This window comes from Croceitalea marina, from assembly GCF_042684265.1.
Classification (GTDB): Bacteria; Bacteroidota; Bacteroidia; order Flavobacteriales; family Flavobacteriaceae; genus Croceitalea; species Croceitalea marina.
In genome coordinates this window covers 1-23,645 of the sequence record NZ_JBHULB010000082.1, presented here as the reverse complement: position 1 = coordinate 23,645, position 23,645 = coordinate 1, and the positions used below count along the sequence as shown (strand labels likewise).

Genomic DNA, 23,645 nt, shown 5'->3' with positions numbered 1-23,645 from the left:
GTTTTTATAGGGCTATCATTGATAGAATATCATTTATTGAATTTGCCTCTTCTATTTTTTTGTCTTTTCTCCATCGTAAGATTCTTGGAAACCTTGTGGCAACACCACTTTTATGACGTTTGGATAAAGCGACACCTTCAAAAGCAATTTCGAAAACGTGGTATGGGGTGACACTCCTTACAGGCCCAAAGCGTTCTAAAGTGTTTTTCTTTATCCAAGCATCAACTTCCTTAAATTCTTTATCCGTTAGCCCAGAATAAGCCTTTGCAAACGTGACTAATTCTTTTTCTCCTTCTTTATTTTCTTGCCAAAGCGCAAAAGTATAATCCGTAAATAAATTACTTCTGCGTCCATGACCACGCATAGCATAGGTGAGCACAGCATCTATGGTCAGCGGGTCTACTTTCCATTTCCACCAGTCTCCTTTTTTTCTTCCTACCTGATAAGGCGAATCTTTGCGTTTAAGCATTAAACCTTCACTTCGCATTTCACGAGATTTTGTTCGTTCTTCGGCAACCTCTTCCCAAGAATTAAAGTCAAGCCTTGGTGATAGTAGCAATGGTATATCATCAATTACTTGTTTCTCGACTCCGCTCGAAATGACAGATTCTGATTTAAGGAGTTTTTCGAGAATCTTTCTTCTTTCTAAAAATGATTGACTACGAATATCTTTCCCTTTCCACTCTAAAAGGTCATACGCTTTTAAGACTACAGGTGTTTTTGCCAATAAAGCTTTAGAGACAGTTTTTCGACCAATTCGAGTTTGTAAATAATTAAAAGTGCCGATTTCATCGTTTGGATAGGGAAGTAGTTCTCCATCTAATACTGTTCCGTTGGGAATAACACCTACGAACTTCTGAAATTCAGGGTACTTGTCGGTAACCAATTCTTCACCACGACTCCATACAAAAAGCTCATCTTTTCTTATGATGACTTGGCAACGAATACCATCCCATTTGTGTTCTATAGACCAATCTTTCACATCACCCAAAGCAGTTACTTCGTCCTCAACGGCATACGCCAAATAAAAAGGATAGGGTTTGGACAAGTAGTCGCTTTCCCTTTCTTCCAAAACCAAATCTTGAAAAGAAATTTTATCTGGATTCCAATTCCCCATAAGTTTATAGGCAAGTATGTCCTCATCTATTTCTGTAGCTTTTGAAAGTGCTCTGGTCATTAGTTTTTGACTAACCCCAATTCGAAATCCTCCGGTAATCAATTTAGTAAAAACAAAACGTTCATAGTAGTTGAGTTGACTCCAATTTTCAAAGAGGTATGCTTTTTTCTTTACTTCGGTCTTTGGTTTTAGCGCTATCATTTCCTTTAAAAAGGTAGTTAGACTTTTGTTGGAAGACTTTTTCCCTGCGGGAACCACTAAAGCAATGGTCTCGGCCAAATCTCCCACAATATGATAACTTTCTTCAAATAACCACAACGGAATATTGGCAAGTTCTGCCGACCATTCTCGTAGTAAAGTAGTATTCACAGGCCTAGGGGGTCTACGATGCGAAAGTATAGCAATGGTCCATACCTTGTCTTGGCTCTCAGCTTTTATAAAATAGTCAGCTAACGCTTGCACTTTGACTGTTGTCTTATTCGTGCTGTCTAGTTTTTTAATAAGCAGTGCAAAGTCTTTCATTAAGCACTAGGGGTTGAGGTTTCCGAAGTATTTAGTTCTGCTAATTCACCTTCGTATTGTGTTTGCTCGGTTCTCGCATCATAGCCTAATTCTCGTAAATATTTAGAAAAGATTTCTGTATAGCCGTGAGTACAGATAATTTTTTCAGCACCTGTGTCTTTTATGGCGGTTAGTAAATCTGGCCAGTCACAATGATCGCTTAAAACAAAACCTTTATCAATAGCGCGTCTTCTCCTTGCGCCTCTAAATGCCACCCACCCACTGGCCGAACCAGTAACAAAAGGTGTCATTTTACGAATCCATGTACTACCATGTGCAGATGGTGGTGCGATGACGATATTTCCCTTTATCTCCTCTTTCTTGGTATCTCTTGTTATTAACTCTGTTTCTGGAAAATCTGCCAAAGACCGTAAAACTTCAGTCATATTTTCTACAGCGCCGTGGGTGTAAATTTTACCAATGCTAGAATCCAAATGTTTTAGCAAACGTTGTGCTTTTCCTAAAGAATATCCAAATAACACAGAAGTCTGTCCATTGGCCTTATTTTCAGCCCACCAGTTATTGATATCGGCAAAGACTTCTTTTTGGGGTGTCCAAAGAAAAGAGGGTAATCCAAAAGTACATTCGGTAATGAAGGTATGGCATTCGATATTTTCATACGGTGTCGCGACGCCATCATCCTCCAATTTATAATCGCCCGTAAAGACCCAAACTTCACCTTTATATTCCACGCGTATTTGTGAGGAGCCAATAATATGCCCAGCAGGGTGTAGACTAAATTTGACTCCATTAATACTAAAGGTTTCTCCCCATTCTTTTCCGGTAATATGTACTTCACCCAAGCGATGTTTTACAATGGGTACATTACGGTGATGGGTAATGTAATGTTTATGCCCCCAGCGACTATGGTCTGCATGGCCGTGAGATATAATAGCTTTATCCACCGGTTTCCAAGGGTCAAGATAAACATCGGCAGTCTTGCAGTAAATACCGCGATTGGTGAATTGTAAAAGAGGTGTATTCATAGCGAAGTGAATTTACAAATTTCTTTTGGGGATAAATACCGTATTTTTTCTAGTTTAAAATTATATTTGCGCTACAAAAATTATCATATGCCCATTATTGATCTTTACGAGCACGGAGATAAAAGAAAAAACCTTGCACACTTCGCCACTCTGGCAAGTTTAGCTGCAGTTGATGGTGAAATCAACGAAAAAGAAAAAGCGATTTTAGATAAGTTCGCCTTTAAATTGGATATCACCGATGCAGAGTATAAAGAGGTTATGAAAAAGGATAATAAATATCCTATCGAAACTCCGCATAGTGGTGAGAAAAGACTAAAACGTCTTTTTGAATTCTTTCAAATGGCATTTTCAGACCGGACCGTAGGTGATGATCAATTGCGTTTTATTGAGCGTTATGCGATAGGTTTGGGGTATTCGCCAGACAAAGCCGTGGAAATCGTAAAAAAATCATTTGATATCTTCTGTGGTAAAATTGCATTTGAAGATTATCAGTACCTGATGGGTAAGTAGCTTCTAGTGATACTTGTCTAAAAATTCTTGAAGCTTTTCTACCATCTTTTTGCTTCCACAAAAGAAAGGAACGCGCTGATGAAGCTCGGTAGGTACAATATCCAAAATCCGATTTTTTCCACCGATTGCCATACCATTGGCTTGTTCTGCGATAAAGGCCATGGGGTTGCATTCATATAAGAGTCGAAGCTTTCCGTTTTGGGTAACACTACTTTTAGGGTACATATAAATACCTCCTTTGATCATGTTTCTATGAAAATCTGAAACTAGAGAGCCAATATAGCGTGAAGTATATGGTCGGTCACCATCTTCTTCTTGGCAATATTTAATATAATCTTTCACACCCTGCAGAAAATGCACGTAGTTACCTTCATTAACGGAATAGATTTTTCCGGTTTCAGGGAATTGCATATTTGGATGCGAAAGGTAAAATGTTCCAATAGCGGGGTTTAAGGTAAACCCATTAACACCATGACCGGTACTGTAAACCAACATGGTAGAGGTGCCATAGACTACATAACCCGCCGCAACCTGGTTTTTTCCGGGCTGAAGAAAGTCTTCAAGTTTTACTGGGGTGCCAACAGGTGTAACCCTTCTATAAATTGAAAAAATGGTACCAACGGATACATTGACATCAATATTTGAAGAACCATCTAAAGGGTCGATTAGAACAACATATTTGTTCTGATGATTTTCATCTTGACTGTTAATGGTAATAAAATCGTCTTCTTCTTCAGAGGCTATTCCGCAAACAATTTCTCGTTTTCTTAGGGCCTGAATAAATTTTTCATTGGCCAATACATCAAGCTTTTGTTGGTCTTCACCCTGTACGTTAGTATCTCCGGCCTCGCCTAAAATATCGATTAGACCCGCCTTGTTGACTTCATGGTTGACTACCTTGGCTGCTAATCGAATCGCATTGATTAACTTAGAGAGTTCTCCGGTAGAATATTGAAATTCTGATTGGTTTTCAATAATAAATTCGCCAAGGGTTTTATTTTTTTTCTCCATCAACAGATTTGTGTTTTTATCGGCAACAAATATCGCTCATTTTGTGATACTACAACGATTTCGTCGCACTATTGTTGTTTTGTATTATAACTAATTGTTTTATTTGTAACAATTATGGAATTTACAATCAGAGATTCGGTAAAAGAAGACATGCCACAGGTGATGGGGCTGATTAATGAATTGGCCAGATTTGAGCATGAAGCACATGCAGTTGACGTGACCAGTGACGATTTGCAACGCGATGGTTTTGGAGACAAGCCCTTGTTCCATTGTTTTGTTGCAGAGACCGATAACGAGCTGGTGGGAATTGCTTTGATCTATCCAAGGTATTCTACTTGGAAAGGTCCCGTGATACATTTAGAAGATTTAATAGTTACCGAAAAAATGAGAGGGAGTGGTTTGGGTACGGCTTTATTAGAGGCCGTGGTGAAATATGGCCACAAGCTTGGTGTTAAAAGAATTAGCTGGGAAGTTTTAGATTGGAACGAACCTGCCATAAAGTTTTATGAAAGTAAAGGCGCAAATGTTATGCGTGATTGGGATGTGGTGCAGTTAGACGAAGCAGGAATGCAAAGATTTATAGAGAATATATGAGGATTTTTAAGTTTGGGGGGGCTTCTGTAAAAGATGCCGACAGCGTTAAGAATGTTGTAAAGGTCTTAAAAGAAGTTGGCCATAAAGATACGCTTGTGGTGATTTCAGCTATGGGCAAGACTACGAATGCCATGGAAAAAGTGGTAAACGCTTACTTTGATGGTAAAAATGGCTTAGAAGAAGCCATAGATGATGTCAGGGATGGTCACAAGAAAATAATCAATGACCTTTTTGAAATAAAGAATCATGAAATCCATAATACGGTAAACGCTCTTATTGAAGAATTTAGGGGCTTTTTAATGTGGAACAAATCACCTAAATATGCTTTTGTGTATGATCAAGTTGTAGGCTATGGAGAATTGCTTTCTACCACAATTGTAAGTGCCTATTTGAATGAAGTGGGCCTCGCTAATCAATGGTTAGATGTGCGTGACTTAATAAAAACCGACAATAGCTATCGAGATGCGCAAATAAATTGGGAGCGAACCCAAAAAGAAGTGAACTCTGCGGTAAACAAGAATAAATTAAATATTACACAAGGTTTTTTAGGAAGTGATGAAAACAATTTCACAACTACCCTGGGTCGTGAAGGCTCCGATTATACCGCTGCGATTTTGGCCTATTGTTTAAAGGCCGAATCTGTTACCATTTGGAAAGATGTACCAGGTGTTCTAAATGCCGACCCTCGACACTTTGATGAAACACAGTTACTTAATGAAATATCATATCGAGAGGCTATTGAACTTGCTTTTTACGGAGCATCGGTAATACACCCAAAAACATTGCAGCCACTTCAGGGTAGAGAAATTCCGCTGCACGTCAAATCGTTTGTGAACCCTAAAGAGCCTGGAACCACTGTTGGGAAGGGGACGAAAATCTCACCCGAAGTACCCTGCTTTATTGTAAAGAAGAACCAAGTGTTGCTCAAACTATCTTCGTTGGATTTTTCTTTTATCGTTGAAGAAAACATGAGCGAAATATTCAAATTATTTCATGATTACAGACTAAAAGTAGATCTTATTCAAAATTCTGCCATTAGTTTTTCAGTATGTCTTGATAATAAGTTTGATGGTCTAAAAGAGATACTTTCTGTATTACAAGAAAAATTTAAGGTAAGCTGTCAAGAAGGCGTGTCGCTTTACACCATTCGTCATTTTGACGAAAACTCGGTTGAAAAAATCTTAAATGGGTATACGGTTTTGGTAGAGCAACGGGGCAAAGAAACCATTCAGTTGGTTGTAAAATAACAGGGCAATTCGCTCGCGATCCCTGTATTTTCCTATATTTACCATTACCTAAATTTTGTATTCATGGGGTTGGTATCTGCTAAAGAAGTTGCAAAAGTCATAAACCTAGACAAGTATGGTGTTTTTGGAACTTTTGTGGGCTGGTTACTTATGGCGGCAACTAAGATTACCTCGATAAACCGATTTTACGATAACAATAAACATATTGAGGGTTCAGCTTTTTTAGATGCCATTCTTGACCACTACGAAATCGATTTTGAAATACCTGAAGAAGATTTCAAAAGGTTGCCTAAAAACGGTTCATTCATTACCATATCCAACCATCCGCTGGGCGGTATCGATGGGGTGCTATTATTGCAGTTAATGCTCAAACAAAGGGCTGATTTTAAGATTATCGCCAACTTTTTGCTGAATAGGATTGAACCTATGAAACAGTTTATATTGCCGGTAAACCCTTTTGAAAACCATAAAGATGCAAAGAGTAGTATCGCGGGGTTCAAAAATGCCCTGATGCATCTTCGTGAAGGTAAGCCTCTAGGTATTTTTCCGGCAGGTGAGGTGTCTACCTATCGCGATGGTAAATTGGTAGTTGATAAACCCTGGGAAGAAGCAGCGCTTAAATTAATTCGAAAAGCTGAGGTACCTGTGGTGCCTATTTATTTTCATGCGAAAAATAGTCGTTTGTTTTACCGCCTTTCTAAGATAAGTGATGTGTTTAGAACAGCTAAGCTGCCATCTGAAGTTACCACCCAACGCAGAAGACCTATAAAAGTGAGAATAGGGCAGCCCATTTCTGTAAAAATGCAGAAAGAGGAAGAAACCTTGGAAGACTTCACAGAATTGCTCCGTAAAAAAACCTATTTGTTGGCCAATGCATTTGAAAAGGAACGCTTGTTGGATAAAGTACCGACAACATTAAAAATTCCGAAAGCGCCCAAAAAGATAGCTTCCGCAGTTCGTACGGAAGTTATTCAAGGTGAAATTGAAAAGCTTCGCGAAAAAGAATGCCGTTTGCTACAAAGTAAGAATTACGAGGTTTTCTTGGCCCAAGAACAAGACATGCCTTTTATTTTAAAAGAAATAGGTAGGCAGCGCGAAGTTACTTTTAGGGCAATAGGGGAGGGTACCAACAATGCTATAGATTTAGATAAGTTCGATTCGTATTACCATCACCTTTTTCTTTGGGATGATCAAGACAAGGCGATTGTGGGCGCCTATCGTATGGGGCTTGGGGCACAAATTTTCAAAGCACATGGTATCGACGGTTTTTATTTGCAGGATTTGTTTCGGTTTGAGCCAGAACTCTTTAGAATGATGTCAAAATCCATTGAGATGGGTAGGGCCTATATCGTAAAAGAGTACCAGCAAAAGCCAATGCCGTTGTTTTTGTTATGGAAGGGCATTGTGCATACCACCTTGCGCTACCCGGAACATAAATATTTAATAGGTGGGGTAAGTATTAGCAATCAGTTTTCAAATTTCTCAAAGTCTTTGATGATCGAGTTTATGAAATCGAACTATTGGGATCCTTATGTAGCCCAATATATTCACCCTAAAAAAGAGTTTAAGGTAAAGCTCAAAGATGCCGATAAAGAATTTGTGTTTGACGAGACCCAAGCAGACCTTAATAAGTTTGACCGTTTGATCGAAGAAGTTGAACCGGGCAGTCTGCGTCTCCCGGTGCTTATAAAAAAGTATATAAAGCAAAATGCCAAAGTGGTCGCTTTTAATGTTGACCCGCTGTTCAATAATTCCGTTGATGGGTTGATGTACATCAAAATTGCCGATTTGCCCGAGAGTACCGTAAAACCAGTTATGGAAGAGTTTCAGGCTGAACTGGAGCGCAAACATCAACAATCTTAGTCAATACCTATGAGAAAAATCGGATTTAGAATTTTGTTTCTGTTTGTAACTAGCACAGCTTTTTGTCAAGAGTATGTGATAAGCGGAGAAGTGCTTTCAGAAATTACAAAAGAACCTGTTGTTGGCGCAACTATTTTTTTTGATGGTACTTCAATAGGTACGATTACCGATGTGGACGGAAAATTTGTTTTAAAAACGGAAAAAAAATTCAATGCTCCGCTAATAATAAGATCTTTGGGTTATGAAAGTATCTCATTGCCAAAACTGGATACGTCTTTTTTTAGGGTTTTGCTAAAAGAAGCGCCAGTAGCATTGGAAGGCATAACATTAGAACCTGATGCTTGGCCAAGAGCTAAAAAGTTAATGGTTTTTAAAAGAGAATTTTTAGGGGTTAAAAATAAGCGGTGTAAGATTGTCAACGAATCGGATTTGCGGTTGTATTATAACAACTCAAAAAAGATACTCTATGCTTTTGCTGATAAACCTTTGGAAGTAGATAATCAAAAGCTAGGTTATAAAATCACCTATTATCTAGAAGATTTTCAGGCAGTCTTACACAAGCGATCTGTAGACAAAGATGATGTAAAAGAAGTGCTGTATGTAGGCTTTATGCAATTTGAAGATAAGTATAAAAAGGTGCTGCGAACTGTTAAAAAACGACGAAAAAAGACATATTTTGGATCAAAACTACATTTTTTAAGGGCATTTTATAGCAATAGGTTAAGAAAAGAAGATTTTCAGTTTTATACGAAGGGGCGTATCTCTTCATTTAGTAGTTTGTTCTCGGTAAAAACGGTGGAAGATATACTCTTTGTATATCCTGAAGAGAAACAGGTTGGTGTCTTATATGATGGTATCGAACAGTCGTTTGTTCAATTTGAGACAGACGAATTTATCATTGACTCTTACGGAAACCATAGCCCGCCCGATAAACTACTTTTTGGTGGTGAAATGGGTAAAAGTAGGGTGGGAGATATGTTGCCTATAAATTATGAGGTGAAATAGGTTTATCGAACTTTAAATCAAAGCATTTTTAAAAACATAATACAGTTCATTCGCAATCTGAAGACTTCGCTCTAAATATTTTTCCTCCTGTTGCGGTGTATTATCAAATTTTTTTGGGTCTTTAAAAGTTATTGGGAATCGTGCATCCGCGCCTTGAACGATAGGGCAAGCTTCATTGGCTGAATCACAGGTTAATATAGCTCCGAAATTTGATTTAGGATTAAAACCATCATCATAGGTTTTTGAAAACCCGATTACAGGGTGGGCATTTTCCGTGTACTTTATGCAGTATATGGGATTATCACCTTCAGAAATTCGCTGGATACGGAATCCTGAATTTTTTAAAGCCTCAGCAGCCATAGGGTATAGTGCAGTAGCTTCTGTTCCTCCAGAATAGCAATGTATGTTCTTTATGCCGAAATGATAGGCTATTGCCTGTGCCCAAACTTGCGAAAGGTGGCTTCTACGAGAATTGTGGGTACAAATAAAATTAAGCTGAATTGAAGCTTTGGTTTTAATTTTCTCCCTTATGTAAATGGCCAAAGGGTCAAGACTTTCTTTTCTTTGATTGGAAATGGTTTCTGGAAGCAGTGATTGTAGCGTTGATTCAATTTTAGGGAACAGCTTTTGCATTTTATCTCTCATTTTTAATCAAATACCAATGGTTTTGCTTCGTTTTTCGAATAATAAATTGTCTTTCCAGAAACCCTCTTTTGTTTTTCCAACTTTCTCACGTTTTCCAATATATCGAAAACCAACAGTTTCATGTAATTTAATACTGGCCGTATTTTCTGGAAAAATACCGGACTGTATAGTCCAATAACCTGCGGCTTCACTTTCTTCGATTAGTTTTAGCAAGAGTGTTTTGCCAACTCCAAGCGCTCTACAATTACTTGATACATAAACACTAACTTCTGCAACGCCCCCATACACACATCTACTTGATACTGGTGACAAGGCGGCCCAGCCTAAAATTTTATTTTCTTTTTCAGCTACTAATCGGCATTCATTAAGATGCGCGTTATCCCAACTGTCAAAATCTGGAACGGTAGTTTCAAAGGTTGCATAACCTGTCGAAATTCCTTCCAAATAAATCTTGGCCACTTCTTGCCAATCTCTAATTGTCATACTTCTGATTACCATGGAGTTGTCTATTTAAAAAAATGTCTCAACAACATCCATTACTTGGCGAGCAACAAGGTTCTGTAGCTACTTCTTTTTCTGTAGGTATTCCGCAGGTTTCTTTGGCCTTGCAATCGGTTTTTTCTACTGCAAGTTTAAAAACAAGCTTTTCGTTGTTCCAAATAGCCTCTTTTATGAAAAGTTGCGCGGTATGAAAGTTGTTATTGCTGTACTCTATTTTGAGTTCTGCATCTTTCACCATTGGTTTAATACTATCGACTTTGTCAAGAATAGCGAGTGCTTTTTCAGCAGTCATAAATGCTGTTTTATCCAACTCTTCAGGGCTTTCATAAAGCTGAACAATGGTCTCTTTCCAAAAATCAACTCCAGCAACACAATCTACACTATCAATAGTGGTATTCTTAATTTCGGTGATATGGTAGTTGGCCCCAACAAAAGTACCAGGCCTGTACTCAAAAAGGAGCGATTTCTCTTTATGATTGTTTAATAGTTCTAAAAATTCTTTTGTTTTCATATCAAATTGTTTTAACAGCAATTGCTTTTAGTTGTATTGAAAAAAGTGTTTAAGGTGCTTTGTATTTTACTCCATGTAGCTAAGTTGATGCAATAGCATACTTTTTTTCCCTCTATCTCACCCTTTATTAAATCGATGCTCTTTAATTCTTTCAGATGTTGTGAGATGGTTGGCTGTGCCAGACCTATTTCATCAACGATATCATTACAGATACAAGACTCTTGTTTGCTTATGTATTGCAGTATGGCAATGCGAGCAGGGTTGGCCAAAACCTTAAAAATGGTGGCCATTTGATTCTGGTTCTGATTGAAAATTTGCGTTTTGGTAATGCCCATTATATATTTATATATTGCAATATTACGATGATAAATTGAAATAAAAAAGCCAGAGTAGAATTCTCTGGCTATATTTTTAGAACCAAGGCTTTTTACCGACTTGGTAGGTATTGTAAAATTCTTCGTCTGATTTGGTCAGATAAATGATTCCTTCTATTAAACCTACAAGTCCCGGAATCCATACAAATAATAGGCCAACACCTACACAAGAAAGAACATAAGCTGCAATTGTAACTCCTAATAAAATAAATCCTTCTTTTTGGTATCCTAATAAGAACTTATGTACCCCTAGAGACCCTACAATTATAGCTAAAATTCCAACTAGAATTTTTTTGTTTTCCCCACCGCCTACAGCGTTATTTAATCCCTCTGAAAATTCATTGGCAGTCTTTTTCGCCCCTTCGGCAAAATCATTTGCAGCTTCTTCGGCCTTATCTCCTAAATCTTTGTTTTCTTCTGACATAATTTTAATTTGTTGGTTAAACGTGTTTAAAAGTAGCAAATAATTTAATACCTATAAAAATGCTTTATCAACAGGTTCCCATAGCTCTAACTTATTGCCGTCAGGATCTAAAATCCAACCAAACTTGCCATACTCGTATTCCTCTACCTCACCAACAATGGTAACCCCTTCCTTTTTTAGTTCGATCAAAAGTTCTTTTAAATTTTCGACCCTGAAATTCATCATAAACTGCTTTTCACATGGCTTAAAATAGTTGGTATCCTCATTCATCGGGCTCCATTGGGTTGAGCAATCGTTACCTTCCTTATCTTTCCACCAAAAGGTGCAACCATATCGGTCGGTATTCAAACCGAGATGATTTTTATACCACTCTTTTATTTTATCGGGATTTTTTGTTTTAAAGAAAAACCCACCTAAACCAGTTACTCTATTTTTCATTATGTATATTTTTTGTTAGTACTGTGTTTTCAGGATTTTTCCCCGTTATTAAATTACACCCCTAAAGTCCCCCTCAAGGGAACAATGCTAATATTTTAAATTCGCTACTCTTTTTATGGAAATTTTTATCCTTTTATATTCTTTTCGTAAAGTGTAATCCAATCTTTTATGGTCATCTTTTGGCAGAGTTCAGCTATCAAATCATAAGGAATATGTTCTATTTTTTTAAATCTGATGCAGCTTTTGCCCATATCCAATTTTGTTTTAACATGTTTTGAATATTCAGCTACGAACCAATCCGACAACTTACTATCGGCATAAATGCCGGAGTGATAAAGTGCTATAAAATTCTTTTGTGAAGCAATATTGATAAAGGGGAGTGGAAGCTTTGGGTCGCAATGATAGCCTGATGGGTAGATAGAATGTGGTACAACAAACCCGATCATTTTATAGTTGATGCATTCTTCAAACCCTTCTGGGAGATTACTTTTAACCGTTTCTCGCAATTTAGAAACTGCCGCTATTCGGTCTTCAGGTAGTTTTGAGATGTACTCATCTACTGTTTTGGCTTCAATAGTCATAGTTCTTGTTTATTTTCGTTGTAGTATTAATGAAGATATCAATGAAATAATAAACCCTATTATAAAAACGGTAAAAGCCATGAGCAGAAAAGAAAAAAGCGGATTTGAAAATAGTTCTTTTTGTGATTCAAGCTCAGCCAGTTTAACTTCAAATTCTTCAGCTGACATGGTATTGCGCATTTCTTCTACAGCGGTCGCATAATAGTCCGTCGTAAAATCGGGGTTTAAAAATTCAATATAGATAACATCTAATACACCAAATGCCAAGGCGGTAATTAGGCTTATTAACAAACCAATAATCAATGCTTTTTTAAAACTAATGGTGCCCTCATTTTCTTTGTCTCTGTAGTGTTTTATTCCAAAATAGACAAAGCCTAATGAAATTACCATTGAGGCATATCCTATAATTTCTTGGCCACCGTAGTCAAGATTTTTACCGATATACCATCCTAAAAGAAATAAGAGGCAAATGGTGATAGCGCCATAAATTCCGAAACGTAAAACAGTTTTTTTCATAATTTCTAAGTTTTAAATACGAGCTCAAAATTAGAATTAGGCCGCAGACACGCAGTCATACTAAAGTACTAAATAGCTGGTACTTAAGTATAAATTACCATTTATGAAGGCAAAATGTGTAGTTTTTTCGCTTTTTGTATGGCTTGGGTACGTCTTTTAGCATCTAGTTTTACCAACAAACTAGAGACATGTGTTTTAACGGTACTCTCACTAACGAAAAGTTTATTGCCAATTTCTTTATTGGAAAGCCCCTTGGATATTTCAACTAAAACTTCATACTCTCTTTTACTAATACCCAGTTTTTCAATTTGGTCAGTGTTTATTTTTAAAGTGGGAGTATTGATATTGTGCAGGCTTTTCTTATTGAGGTAGATGCCAATACCTAAAAACACCAATGCCACGATGGCAATGATGATTTCTATTGAGATGTCTCCTGAAGCATAAGAATACTTGCTTAACTGAAATAGAATCAATAAAGCTATTATAATACCCGAAAATGAAAGAATGGTTTTCTTCACAGCTAAATTTAGCAAAATTCAGCTTTGATTTTATCGACAATGGTTTGTGCCAGTTTTTCTTTGCTTTCAACTGTCCATCCGCCAACATGCGGTGTTAAAATAACGTTACCGGCTTTTCTTAGATATTTAAAGGGCTTGGGTCTTTTTGTAAACATGTTTTCAAAAGACTTTTTTTCATATTCCAACACATCAAGACCTGCCCCGAGAATTTTTCCTGATTTTAGTCCTTCTACCAGGTCTTTGGTAACAACACATTTGCCTCTAGCGGTATTTATGAGCCAAAAAGATTTGCTAAATGCATTTATGAATTCGGTGTTTACCATACCTATAGATAAGTCGTTTTGTGGAACATGCAAGCTGATAACATCTGATTTTTGTTGTAATTCTAGAATACCTACTTGTCTTGCATTTTCATCGCCTACCCCACCTTTAATGTCGTAACACAGTATTTCGACATCGAAACCTTTTAATTTTTGTGCGAAGGCTTTTCCCATATTGCCATAACCAATAATACCGATGGTTTTACCATCGAGCTCTACCCCACGATTTCCTTCTCGATCCCATTTACCCTTTCTAACTTCTCTGTGCGCCTTGGTAAGGTTGTTCATTAAAGATAATAGCATGCCCAAAGCATGTTCGCCGACTGCATTTCGATTACCTTCTGGTGCGTTGGCCAAAAACACGCCTTTCTCTTTTGCGTGACGGATGGCAATATTTTCTAACCCTGCACCAACTCGCCCTATGAATTTTAGATTTATCGCTTTGTTCAAAAACTCTTCATCAATGGTAAACCTACTTCTTATGACCAAGCCATCGTAAAGGTGGATTTTAGCTTCTATTTCTTCCTTGCTCGAAGTGTAATCTTCATGATTTTCAAAGCCCAGTTCAGCAAATTGCTCAATGAGTAAAGGATGATTTGTATCTACGTGAAGGATTTTCATATTTTCAGTAATCAGTAATCAGTAATCAGTAATCAGTAATCAGTAATCCGTTGTCAGTTGAACCTTGAACTTTTTGAGTTGACCCATTGCATTATTTAAATAATCAGCTCAAACCTCTAAATTTTAGGATAATGATTTTGCGTTAGTTCATGTGCAACGTCTCCGGTATGGGCCGTATTTTGTTTTTCGAACAATAGCAGTTGTACTTCTTCACCATCTTTGGTTGAAGGGCAGTGTTCAACACCTTTTGGTACAACAATGATTTCACCTTCTTTGACTTCTTCGGTTCTATCGCGAAATTTCATATAAAGTGTGCCTTTTAAAACCTGAAAGAGCTCATCTTCGTTTTCATGGGCATGCCAAACAAATTCGCCCTGTATTTTTGCCAGTATCACTTGCATGTCGTCTACGGTTGCAATTTGATGTGGATGCCATTGTTTAGAAAACAATGCATGCTTTTCTTTTAGGTTTATAGGTTTCATGACGATATATATTAAATTCCTAAGATTAGTTTGGCAATCATAAAGTAAATAAGAATTCCGAAAATATCATTGCTTGTAGTAATAAAAGGCCCAGTAGCAATGGCTGGGTCTATGCCTCTTTTATGCAAAAATAAGGGTGTAAAAGTACCAATGAAACCGGCAACCACTATAACAGCTATCAATGACACGGATATGGCAAGTGCCGTATAAAAATCACCTTTCCAAAACCAAGTAAAAATTAACAAAAGAGCGGATAAAATAACACCGTTTAACAGGGCTAAAAGCATTTCTTTTATGAGTCTGCTTCCAATACTTCCTTTAATATCATCATTGGCCAAACCTTGCACAATTATGGCACTGGATTGTACCCCTACATTTCCGGCCATAGCCGCAATCAATGGTGTAAACAGAAATAAAACCGTGTATTGTCTAAACATTTCTTCAAAACCTCCCATTATAACAGCTGCGGCAGCACCGCCAAAGAGACCTAATACCAGCCATGGTAGTCGCGCTCTGGTCAACTCCCAAATACTATCGTCGGCCTCAACATCTTGTGAGATACCCGCGGCCATTTGATAGTCTTTGTCTGCCTCTTCTCTGATGACATCAACAATATCGTCAATAGTAATTCTACCTACCAATCTTCCAATCTCATCGATTACCGGAATTGCCTCTAGATCATACTTAGACATAATCTTAGCAACTTCTTCAGGCTTTTCATTCACATTAACAGAATCTACTTTCGGAATGTAAACCGTTTTAATATGTGCTTTTGGGGAAGTTGTGAGCAAATCTTTAAGGGAAAGCCTGCCCTTTAGCTTGTCATCATCATCAACCACATAAATGGAATGCACTCTTGTAACGTTTTCTGCTTGGGCCCGCATCTCTTTTACGCAGGTGGTAACGGTCCAATTCTCTTTAACCTTAACCAATTCTTTTGCCATTAATCCTCCAGCGGTATTGTCATCGTATCTAAGAAGATCAACAATATCTTTGGCGTGCTCTCGATCTTCAATTTCAGAAATTACCTCTTGAACGATTTCTTTTGGCAGTTCACCAACAATATCCGCCGCATCATCTGTGTCCAGTTCCTCAATCTCCCCGGCAATTTCTTTAGGGGATAAATTGTTTAATATGGCTTCCCGTACGTCTTCATCAAGCTCCGTAAGAATGTCGGAAGTTTTTTCGCTATCGAGAAGTTTGATAAGATAAGTAGCTTCTTCTACTTCTAGTTCATTGACAATTTCAGCGACATCGGCATAATGAAATTCTTTCATTTTTGCCCGCAGATCGACATCGTTCTGATGTTCTATCAGTAACTGAATTTCTTCTAAAAGTTCATCTGTGAGTTTAAACGGTGTCATTTGCAATTCGCTTGGTCAATGAAATAAAATCATTAACGGCCATCTGTTCTGGGCGTCGGTCAAATATAGTATCTTCTTTGAGATTATCAGAAAGATTAAAAGACTTAAGGCTATTCCGTAAGGTCTTTCTGCGTTGGTTAAAAGCAGTTTTTACTACCTGATAAAAAAGTTTTTCGTCGCAATCGAGTTGAAAATCTTTTTTTCGAGTGAGTTTTAAAACGCCTGATTGCACTTTTGGTGGAGGATCAAAGACTTGTGGGTGAACGGTAAATAAATATTCTGCATCATAGAACGCCTGCACCAAAACGGAGAGAATACCATAGGTTTTATTACCCTCTTTTTCACAGATGCGTTGTGCGACTTCTTTTTGGAACATACCTGAAAATTCAGGCACTTGTTGCCGCATTTCAAGCATTTTAAAAACAATTTGGGTAGATATGTTATAGGGGAAATTTCCTGTTATGGCAAATTGCTCATCGCCATAGAGTTCTTTTAAATTGTATTTGAGAAAGTCCGCTTCAAGCACTTTAAAGCTGCTATTTTTTTGTACTACTTTAGGATGCTCTAACGGAAAGCTATGGTTAAGATAGACGATGGACTCGGAATCTAGGTCCATTGCAACCAAATTAATACCTCGCATCAATAAGAACTTGGTCAATACCCCAGTGCCTGGGCCTACCTCGATTACATTTGAATAACCGTCTAAAGAAAGGGTTTCTGCTATCTGTTGCGCTATTTTGTCGTCTTTTAAAAAATGTTGCCCTAAATGTTTTTTGGCTTTAACGGCACTACTGTCATGGTCGTTGGCAGCACGCTTATTTTTTTTGAACGAACCTTTTTTATTGTGCGATTTAGCCATGGGTATATTTTAGTGTACGATAGTAATTCAACCGAATCGTAGTGAACGTTACGAATGTAATTCTGTAATAATCTCCATTTCTGTTCTAAAGGCCACGAATTTGTTAGGGAAAAGTTTCATGCCTTCACTCCGCATGTTATCGGCATCTTCTTTGTAGTATGCCTGCAAGGTTTCCATATTCTTGCAGGTATACTGTACGGAATAGGTTATGCCTCCCATATCTTCATCAACAAGAACTCTGCACATTTTGGCCTTACTAAACTTTTTGGTGGCCAACATATCAGGAATATGCTTCGTTTTTATCCAAACGAGCCAATCATCATGCACACTCTCTTCAATGTTAATGGTTACATTGTATATGATTTCTTCCAAATTTTCTTGATTTTAATGACAATTTCAAACTTGGTTTGTTGTCCAACAACCGATAGGCTCAATAATAACCATTAATTGATTAAATCTCCTCTTAACTTTCGAAAATTTTTACGCGCTTGCGGAAAATAGTAGCTGTCTTGGTAATTGTAGATGATTTTCTCGTAATGTGGTTTCGCCTTATCCGGTTCGTTGAGTTTGTTTTCATACAATTGCGCTAAACGAAAATGGGCATCGTCCGCTAGGATCCCCGAGGTATAAAATTCTATGATCTTTTGGTAATTGAACCTTGCAGCATCATATTTTCTTTGTGATTCTAATAGTTCTGCTTGCTTTAAAAGTGCTTCATCTTCAATTTTTTCACCCTTATGGTTTTGCAGAATATCTTCTAGGTTGTCAATAGCCTGTTGTGTTTTATTTTGGTAGGCCAATAAATCTGCTCGCGCATATTTTTTTAGTGCCGTCTGCGTAGAGTCTTCTAAAGAATTATCAGAAATTAATAGGCTTAACTGCATGGCATCATTTGCGATTAATTGTGAGGTCGAACCTCTGAGCACTTTCAATTGGGTCAAAGCCCAATCAAAATCTCCTTTATAGAAACTGGTCTGTGCCACTTTAAAACGGGCGTCTTGCCCAAGAACATCATTCTTTAGACTTTTCTGTATTTGCGAAAAGTAAATTAAAGCTTCATTAAAACGCTGGTCATAGACCAAAATGTCTCCTAAGGCCATTTTTACATAGGCTTTGCCAAAACGGCTCAGCGGTAATTCCAAACCTTTTTTTAAGATAGCTATGGCAGGTTCTGGTCTTTCTTTTTTGAAGGTTAAAAAATTGGCATAGGCTATCTGTAGCTGTAGTGTTTTTCTCTGGTAGCCATAGGTTTCTATCAAAGACTCAAACTCTTTTTCTATAGCATTTAATTTTTTCTCATCTGCGTTCAACAGATCGATATCTATAAGGCTAAGTTGTGCATTAAGCTTTACCCCTGGATCCGTTGCTTTTTCTTTAATATACTCGAATACCGTTTTTGCAATTTCAATATCGTTTTCCTCTTTTGCAATCTCACCAAGGTTTTTAAGGCGGTCGAACGAAACTTCATCGGTACGCTTAAAAATGGCTTTCTCTTGGGCAAAGGCACTTTTGTACTGCTTTTGTTGCACAAAAAGCCAGCTTAAGAGTTCGTTCCAGAGAATATCAGGGTTCTTTTGCGCATTTTGCAATAGGGTTTTTCTTAGCAGGGCGTTGTTGGTGTTGTCGGGTTCTTCCGTAATAAAATCATCTATATTTCTAAGTACGTTGGAGCGGGAAGATTTTCCTTCATAAATAAGCTTTAAATACGATTGAAACATTTTTTCAATGTCACCTTTTTCCCCATAGATCCTGGCCAACTGAAAGTCGTAATTTAATTCTGGTTTTAAACGCATTGCCTTGGTGTATGCAGAAACGGCCTCGTCTAAAAGTGCATATTGTTGAAAACGATACCCGACACTATACCCGAAATTTGGGTTTTCCTCTAAAGAATTTATCGCTTTTTCATAGTATTCCGAAGCTTTTTCGGGGAGGTTTTGAAGGGTATAATTATACCCTAATTCAATATAAAAGGTGGGGAACACAAATTCTTCTTGTAGTTTGCTCAAAAGGAATTTTTCGGCTTCCTCATAACGTTCCAATTGCTGGTAACAGGCAATAAGACCTTCTGAATAGTCGGTTCGGCGAGGATTTTTCTTTACAAGTTTCTCGTAAAAGACAACGGCTTTTTCAAACTCGCCATCGCCAAAATATTGTTTTGCCAAAAAATCATCTTGCCCATTGATGGAAACAAGAGAAAAGAAGCAGAAAAAGCAAAATACATATCGCATTGCTCAAATATAACGCAGAAAACGTACGTAGCATGTTAAGTGATTCTGAAATTAGCTGATTAGCACCGCACCAGAGAACTTTTCTTTGCATGTAAAAACATGTACTGATTTTCGTCGTTGTGGACGCCACGAGGGAAGCGGACCTATGAATACCTTTAAAAAACAATAGAAAAGATATTGGTAATGCTGCACATCGGGTTGGTATATGAATTCGTAGCATGCCGAAGGGTGCTTTGATTTCATAGGAGCCATTTTTAGCCACAGTTTTTATTCCCTTTGAATACTAGAGCAGTTTTCATTTTTATAGGAGGATTGACAATTATTGTTCGCATCATTTACCTTATCGATGATGGTTTTTTTAAGAGCTTCTAACTGCTTGATTTTACTATCGATTTCATCAATTTTTTTGTTCACTTTCGTTAGCAAGGTTGCGCAATTTGCTGAATTGATTTCATACAATTCCAAAATTTCGCAAATTTCGTTTAAGGTAAAACCAAAACCTTTTGCCCTCTTTATTAAAATTAATCTATCAAGATTCTGCTGATTGTAGTTTTTGTAGTTATTCCATTCGGAATCGGTTCTACTAACTTTAATTAATCCTTTCTTTTCATAAAAGCGAATAGTATCTCTTGACAACCCTGTTCTATCGGAAATTTCCCCTATTAGCATATTTTTTTATTAAAAATAGCATTTTTTCTTGACCGTGGACTATACTCCATGGTTTAACTTTGGAATTCCTAAAGTATTAGCAACCTAAAATGAAGACCGTAAAAATTATTCATCTTGTATTGATTTCCATTTTGTTATTTACATTTTGGGCAGCGTTTGCGCTCTTGGTGGTTAACCCAATTTATAAGGCAGACCTTCCAGGTTATGTGCTTGGAGAGCTATGTATTTGGGAGTACATTGCCATGTTTGTAGCCATATTAGTCTCTTTTTTGATAACCAAATATTGGGGATATCCTGAAGTCAAGGTAATCGAAAGTCAAAAGAAGCTAGTTCTCAATATAAAGTACATCTATTTTCTTTTGGGCTATTTTTTTATTGCATGTACAATAGCAATTTGGCAGTTTTGGTTGTTTAGTCAAAAGTTTTAAATAAATCGTATAAATTGAAAAGAACAAAAAGCTAACTAACTGATAATGAAATTAATTCAAAAAATCTTCAAAATAGTTTTCGTGGGTCTTATAGTATTGACCTTAATCGTTGTGGCGCTTTATGGGCATTCTGATATGCCACTAGAAGATCTAAAAGAGAAATATGCACAATCATCATCTTCATTTGTTTCTGTAGATGGAATGAACGTCCACTTTCGTGATGAGGGGAGTATAAATGATACTATACCTTTAGTTTTGCTTCATGGCACTGGAGCAAGCCTCCATACTTTTAACGATTGGGCATATAAATTAAAACAGGGCTATCGCGTTATTCGAATGGATTTACCTGCATACGGTTTAACGGGTCCTTTTCCTAATGGAGATTATAGCATCGACAACTATGTACACTTCATCAAAAATTTTCTGACCGCTCTCGGAATTGAAAAATGTGTGCTCGGTGGAAATTCATTAGGTGGAAATATTGCTTGGAATTTTGCCACTCAACATCCTGCTATGGTACATAAACTTATTTTGATTGATGCCTCTGGTTACCCAACAAAACCAACAAGCGAACCCTTGGCTTTTAAAATACCAAGGATGCCCGTTCTTAAACATGCGTTTAAATACATAACACCATATTCGGTTGTAAAAACTAGTGTTGAGAATGTATATGCTGACAAAAGTAAAGTAACTGAAGAACTGGTAACCCGTTATTTCGAACTCACGCTTAGAGAAGGAAATCGACAGGCCTTCATTGACAGAATCAAGTCTAAAAACGATACTACTGCTTATCGAAAAATCAAGTACATAAAACATCCCTCCTTAGTACTTTGGGGAGCTGAAGATTATTTAATTCCAATAGAAAATGCGCTTCGTTTTCATGAAGATTTGCCGAATGACACACTCGTGATTCTAAAAAATGTGGGGCATGTACCGATGGAGGAAAGCCCGAGTGAAAGTTTAGCGGTGGTTATTTATTTTTTAGAGAGGAATTAATTCCAATTCTGAGTAAGAAAATAAAAGCTACTTTTTTCGTCATGGTAATTTTTGTTGTTTCATAAGTGACTCTAATTAGTTTTAAGTTTTAGTCAACCTATTTTAGTAAAGACGATATCTTAAATTGTGGCTAACACAGTACATGATTTCGTTGCGGACATTTCCAACGGAAAATGTCCGCCAGACTTTAAAGATAATTGATTGCAAGGATTTCCATTTTGGGAAATCCGCCCGCAATTAATTATACACCGTGTAGTAAAGCGTTTTATTAATTCGTCAGATATTTTTTCAGTTTGTTAAATAGAATTTTCTCTTGTAATCTATAAACAAACCAAAACCATATAGTGAAAGCTAGAACTAATAGGAATATCAAAACAGGAAATTCTTGTCCGATAATTAAATTTCCTATTGTAACAATAGCTAGAATAATCAAGATTAAATACAATTCAATTCGTACTTCTGTTCTTAGCACTACTTTGGTTTTATTTTCACCTATTTTTTTTAATTCCGCGTAACCCTTAATTCCGTCTGCAGCTTTTGGAAATCCTCTAACAATAAGTGTTCCTAAAGACCAATTGGCAATGAACTTAAATTTATTGTATTCTATCCACACGGTTCTAAAGTTTTTATTGTTGTCCAAACGTATTTTTTCATTTAGTTGGTCAATAGTTCCGTTAAAGACTAACTCGTCTTTAAGTAAAATGGGTGACAAATATTCATTCATTAATTCGATTTTCCAGTTTTTGCCTAAATGCACTACACCGGTTAGGCTATGATTTGTGGCGGCGTTGGAAAGCGCAAGATTTCCAGCCGTGGCAAATCCAGCCGTTGATTGTTTCTAAGGTTCAATTTAACGAATTGCAGCTATAAATTATAGCCCTTGCTAGGCAACGTATTTTATTTTTTCCAGCTGCCATTCCATTTCGTTTTGCAAGTCTGAGTGCTTTTCAATTTCCAAATCGGAAAGTTTTGGATTTAGCTCCCCAACTTTAAAATAAGTAGAATCATAGCTAAAACTCCCTATGTCAATTATTCGTTCTGTTTTTTTGTCCAAAATAAAGTTCAATGTCTCTGAAATTGCTGTGCAAGAATTTAAAGCTAACGATCCACTAACTTGTCCAAAATCGTCCATGTCTGGGGTGTTTTTTTCAACTTCTCCGACCATCTTCTTTATTAAATCTGCCCTAGTTTGCTGAGTATTTGCACACTTTTTTGCTAAATCCAAAGCCTCAGAAATAATGTCTGAATCTCCCCATTTTGTTTCGTCCGTAAAGGTGTGATAATCTGGCAGGAGTTTTTCGCAAATTTCAAGAGCGAACTCCATTTTTTGCTTTTCAGAAGTTTTATAAAGGGTGGTTTTAAATCGTTCTTTGTACTCAGTCCATTTCATGCTTATTTATTGCAATAAATTCAATTCCGTTCCGGTCAGGAATTCTATCGCTTTTATTGCCGCCTCTTTAGTCAGAATTCCTCCTAAGGCCAGATCTACAAATTTACCTTTGATTACTTCGCCCCAGTTTTTCTTATTTAACTTTTTGGTCAGCTCCTTTAATTCCTCGATTTCATTGAAGATTATTTCCTGTCCGAATCCTTGTTTTGTAAGCATTCCCTCAAGTTTATCTAATTTTTCAAATACTTTATCTTGACTTTTGTATGAAAAATAGTCCGATTCTTTTTGAGTTTGACTTTCTGACAAATACCAATCGAATAGCTCTTTAAATGGTTTTAAAAAATAGAAATTGAAACCATCTTGTTGTTCATTATAATTAGGTCCTCTACTGTACCACCTCCATGATAAATCGATATAGTGCGCTGAAACTTTCCTTGGCTCTTTGAATTTTTTATCAATCAGAAAATATCCTAACGCACCTTGGATGTCTGGCGTTGTTAAAGTTTCTATGATATCCCTTTTGGTTCTTTCAGGTGTTTGGTCATTTAAGGGCTCGAGTTTTTGATGCAAATTGTTGTAATCTTCAGTTATCCTTTCCAAAATGTTTTTGGAAATATCTTGACTGTATAAAAAATTCATAAGTTGAGTCAACTTGTTTTTCACATCATTATGCTGAGCATACTCCACATCTAAAAAATAGTCATGTGCTTTACTTTCTAATTCGTGAATATTCAGTTGTCTCATATGTTGCCTAACGGTTCGGCTCGTATGTTTGTTATTGATGATGAAGATACTATAATTATCAAAATATTTTCTAAGCTAAAGCTTTAGCTTAGAAAGCAATTAACAAGCTTAAATAGGAGGGACATCGAGGTCTCGGCTAGAT

30 protein-coding genes are annotated in these 23,645 nt (G+C 37.0%); 7 read left to right on the top strand and 23 right to left on the bottom strand.

Annotated features, from left to right (window positions below; translation table 11 throughout):
* Positions 1–4 precede the first annotated feature (4 nt).
* Positions 5–1,639 (bottom strand): ATP-dependent DNA ligase, encoded by a 1,635-nt coding sequence (locus ACFSQJ_RS17875; RefSeq protein WP_377768263.1) that lies wholly within the window; start codon positions 1,637–1,639, stop codon positions 5–7.
* Positions 1,639–2,664, bottom strand: a complete 1,026-nt coding sequence (locus tag ACFSQJ_RS17870) for a ligase-associated DNA damage response exonuclease (protein ID WP_377768262.1) — start codon at positions 2,662–2,664, stop codon at positions 1,639–1,641. The genes ACFSQJ_RS17875 and ACFSQJ_RS17870 overlap by 1 nt, the downstream gene beginning before the upstream one ends.
* Positions 2,665–2,751: 87 nt before the next feature.
* On the opposite strand from ACFSQJ_RS17870, the gene ACFSQJ_RS17865 reads away from it, so the two are divergent.
* Complete coding sequence (locus ACFSQJ_RS17865) at positions 2,752–3,174, top strand: TerB family tellurite resistance protein (RefSeq protein WP_377768261.1); 423 nt, start codon at positions 2,752–2,754, stop codon at positions 3,172–3,174.
* A gap of 3 nt (positions 3,175–3,177) precedes the next feature.
* Here ACFSQJ_RS17865 and fbp read toward each other — a convergent pair whose 3' ends face one another.
* Entirely contained in the window at positions 3,178–4,185 is a 1,008-nt protein-coding gene (gene fbp / locus ACFSQJ_RS17860) for a class 1 fructose-bisphosphatase (protein WP_377768260.1), read from the bottom strand.
* A gap of 114 nt (positions 4,186–4,299) precedes the next feature.
* Here fbp and ACFSQJ_RS17855 point away from each other — a divergent pair, with 114 nt between their 5' ends.
* The 4 genes from ACFSQJ_RS17855 to ACFSQJ_RS17840 all read left to right on the top strand — a co-directional run bounded on the left by ACFSQJ_RS17855 (position 4,300) and on the right by ACFSQJ_RS17840 (position 8,894).
* Positions 4,300–4,779 carry a GNAT family N-acetyltransferase gene (locus ACFSQJ_RS17855; protein WP_377768259.1) on the top strand — a complete coding sequence of 160 codons (480 nt, stop codon included), beginning with the start codon at positions 4,300–4,302 and terminating at the stop codon, positions 4,777–4,779.
* Positions 4,776–6,026, top strand: a complete 1,251-nt coding sequence (locus ACFSQJ_RS17850; RefSeq protein ID WP_377768258.1) for an aspartate kinase — start codon at positions 4,776–4,778, stop codon at positions 6,024–6,026. Before ACFSQJ_RS17855 ends, ACFSQJ_RS17850 begins: the two co-directional genes overlap by 4 nt.
* A 63-nt stretch (positions 6,027–6,089) precedes the next feature.
* Positions 6,090–7,889 carry a GNAT family N-acyltransferase gene (locus ACFSQJ_RS17845; protein ID WP_377768257.1) on the top strand — a complete coding sequence of 600 codons (1,800 nt, stop codon included), beginning with the start codon at positions 6,090–6,092 and terminating at the stop codon, positions 7,887–7,889.
* Positions 7,890–7,898: 9 nt separating this feature from the next.
* Entirely contained in the window at positions 7,899–8,894 is a 996-nt protein-coding gene (locus tag ACFSQJ_RS17840) for a carboxypeptidase-like regulatory domain-containing protein (protein ID WP_377768256.1), read from the top strand.
* A gap of 12 nt (positions 8,895–8,906) precedes the next feature.
* Here ACFSQJ_RS17840 and ACFSQJ_RS17835 read toward each other — a convergent pair whose 3' ends face one another.
* The 17 genes from ACFSQJ_RS17835 to ACFSQJ_RS17755 form a co-directional block, all read right to left on the bottom strand.
* Positions 8,907–9,527, bottom strand: coding sequence for a protein-tyrosine-phosphatase (locus tag ACFSQJ_RS17835; protein ID WP_377768255.1), 621 nt, complete (start codon positions 9,525–9,527; stop codon positions 8,907–8,909).
* 18 nt (positions 9,528–9,545) lie between these two features.
* The gene (locus ACFSQJ_RS17830) at positions 9,546–10,037 is read right to left on the bottom strand and encodes a GNAT family N-acetyltransferase (RefSeq protein ID WP_377768254.1); all 492 of its coding nucleotides are present in this window, start codon (positions 10,035–10,037) and stop codon (positions 9,546–9,548) included.
* Between the two features lie 25 nt (positions 10,038–10,062).
* Positions 10,063–10,551, bottom strand: a complete 489-nt coding sequence (locus ACFSQJ_RS17825) for a DUF6428 family protein (protein WP_377768253.1) — start codon at positions 10,549–10,551, stop codon at positions 10,063–10,065.
* An 11-nt stretch (positions 10,552–10,562) separates the two neighbouring features.
* Positions 10,563–10,886: an ArsR/SmtB family transcription factor gene (locus ACFSQJ_RS17820; protein WP_377768252.1), complete on the bottom strand. Its 324-nt coding sequence runs from the start codon at positions 10,884–10,886 to the stop codon at positions 10,563–10,565.
* Between the two features lie 76 nt (positions 10,887–10,962).
* Positions 10,963–11,349 (bottom strand): TM2 domain-containing protein, encoded by a 387-nt coding sequence (locus ACFSQJ_RS17815; protein ID WP_377768251.1) that lies wholly within the window; start codon positions 11,347–11,349, stop codon positions 10,963–10,965.
* A 51-nt stretch (positions 11,350–11,400) separates the two neighbouring features.
* Positions 11,401–11,787, bottom strand: a complete 387-nt coding sequence (locus ACFSQJ_RS17810; RefSeq protein ID WP_377768250.1) for a VOC family protein — start codon at positions 11,785–11,787, stop codon at positions 11,401–11,403.
* Between the two features lie 125 nt (positions 11,788–11,912).
* Complete coding sequence (locus ACFSQJ_RS17805) at positions 11,913–12,368, bottom strand: DUF1801 domain-containing protein (protein WP_377768249.1); 456 nt, start codon at positions 12,366–12,368, stop codon at positions 11,913–11,915.
* A gap of 9 nt (positions 12,369–12,377) precedes the next feature.
* Positions 12,378–12,884: a DUF4199 domain-containing protein gene (locus ACFSQJ_RS17800; RefSeq protein ID WP_377768248.1), complete on the bottom strand. Its 507-nt coding sequence runs from the start codon at positions 12,882–12,884 to the stop codon at positions 12,378–12,380.
* Between the two features lie 101 nt (positions 12,885–12,985).
* The gene (locus ACFSQJ_RS17795; RefSeq protein ID WP_377768247.1) at positions 12,986–13,402 is read right to left on the bottom strand and encodes a response regulator transcription factor; all 417 of its coding nucleotides are present in this window, start codon (positions 13,400–13,402) and stop codon (positions 12,986–12,988) included.
* A gap of 8 nt (positions 13,403–13,410) precedes the next feature.
* Positions 13,411–14,343, bottom strand: coding sequence for a 2-hydroxyacid dehydrogenase (locus ACFSQJ_RS17790; protein WP_377768246.1), 933 nt, complete (start codon positions 14,341–14,343; stop codon positions 13,411–13,413).
* 116 nt (positions 14,344–14,459) lie between these two features.
* Positions 14,460–14,825: a cupin domain-containing protein gene (locus ACFSQJ_RS17785; protein WP_377768245.1), complete on the bottom strand. Its 366-nt coding sequence runs from the start codon at positions 14,823–14,825 to the stop codon at positions 14,460–14,462.
* Between the two features lie 11 nt (positions 14,826–14,836).
* A complete protein-coding gene (mgtE, locus tag ACFSQJ_RS17780) occupies positions 14,837–16,189 on the bottom strand; it encodes a magnesium transporter (RefSeq protein ID WP_377768244.1) in 1,353 nt (450 codons plus the stop codon).
* Positions 16,176–17,048, bottom strand: a complete 873-nt coding sequence (rsmA, locus tag ACFSQJ_RS17775; RefSeq protein WP_377768243.1) for a 16S rRNA (adenine(1518)-N(6)/adenine(1519)-N(6))-dimethyltransferase RsmA — start codon at positions 17,046–17,048, stop codon at positions 16,176–16,178. The genes mgtE and rsmA overlap by 14 nt, the downstream gene beginning before the upstream one ends.
* Positions 17,049–17,096: 48 nt before the next feature.
* On the bottom strand, positions 17,097–17,420 hold the full coding sequence (locus ACFSQJ_RS17770; RefSeq protein WP_377768242.1) for a DUF4286 family protein: 324 nt from the start codon (positions 17,418–17,420) through the stop codon (positions 17,097–17,099).
* A 71-nt stretch (positions 17,421–17,491) separates the two neighbouring features.
* On the bottom strand, positions 17,492–19,276 hold the full coding sequence (locus ACFSQJ_RS17765; protein ID WP_377768241.1) for a tetratricopeptide repeat protein: 1,785 nt from the start codon (positions 19,274–19,276) through the stop codon (positions 17,492–17,494).
* 51 nt (positions 19,277–19,327) lie between these two features.
* Positions 19,328–19,519, bottom strand: coding sequence for a hypothetical protein (locus ACFSQJ_RS17760; protein ID WP_377768240.1), 192 nt, complete (start codon positions 19,517–19,519; stop codon positions 19,328–19,330).
* Between the two features lie 24 nt (positions 19,520–19,543).
* Positions 19,544–19,945 (bottom strand): MerR family DNA-binding protein, encoded by a 402-nt coding sequence (locus ACFSQJ_RS17755; protein ID WP_377768239.1) that lies wholly within the window; start codon positions 19,943–19,945, stop codon positions 19,544–19,546.
* 89 nt (positions 19,946–20,034) lie between these two features.
* On the opposite strand from ACFSQJ_RS17755, the gene ACFSQJ_RS17750 reads away from it, so the two are divergent.
* Positions 20,035–20,373 carry a hypothetical protein gene (locus ACFSQJ_RS17750; RefSeq protein WP_377768238.1) on the top strand — a complete coding sequence of 113 codons (339 nt, stop codon included), beginning with the start codon at positions 20,035–20,037 and terminating at the stop codon, positions 20,371–20,373.
* A gap of 45 nt (positions 20,374–20,418) precedes the next feature.
* On the top strand, positions 20,419–21,369 hold the full coding sequence (locus tag ACFSQJ_RS17745) for an alpha/beta fold hydrolase (RefSeq protein ID WP_377768237.1): 951 nt from the start codon (positions 20,419–20,421) through the stop codon (positions 21,367–21,369).
* 268 nt (positions 21,370–21,637) lie between these two features.
* Here ACFSQJ_RS17745 and ACFSQJ_RS17740 read toward each other — a convergent pair whose 3' ends face one another.
* The 3 genes from ACFSQJ_RS17740 to ACFSQJ_RS17730 all read right to left on the bottom strand — a co-directional run bounded on the left by ACFSQJ_RS17740 (position 21,638) and on the right by ACFSQJ_RS17730 (position 23,503).
* A complete protein-coding gene (locus tag ACFSQJ_RS17740; protein ID WP_377768236.1) occupies positions 21,638–22,093 on the bottom strand; it encodes a hypothetical protein in 456 nt (151 codons plus the stop codon).
* Between the two features lie 159 nt (positions 22,094–22,252).
* The gene (locus ACFSQJ_RS17735; protein ID WP_377768235.1) at positions 22,253–22,759 is read right to left on the bottom strand and encodes a DUF416 family protein; all 507 of its coding nucleotides are present in this window, start codon (positions 22,757–22,759) and stop codon (positions 22,253–22,255) included.
* A gap of 6 nt (positions 22,760–22,765) precedes the next feature.
* Positions 22,766–23,503, bottom strand: a complete 738-nt coding sequence (locus ACFSQJ_RS17730) for a hypothetical protein (protein ID WP_377768234.1) — start codon at positions 23,501–23,503, stop codon at positions 22,766–22,768.
* Positions 23,504–23,645 lie beyond the last annotated feature (142 nt).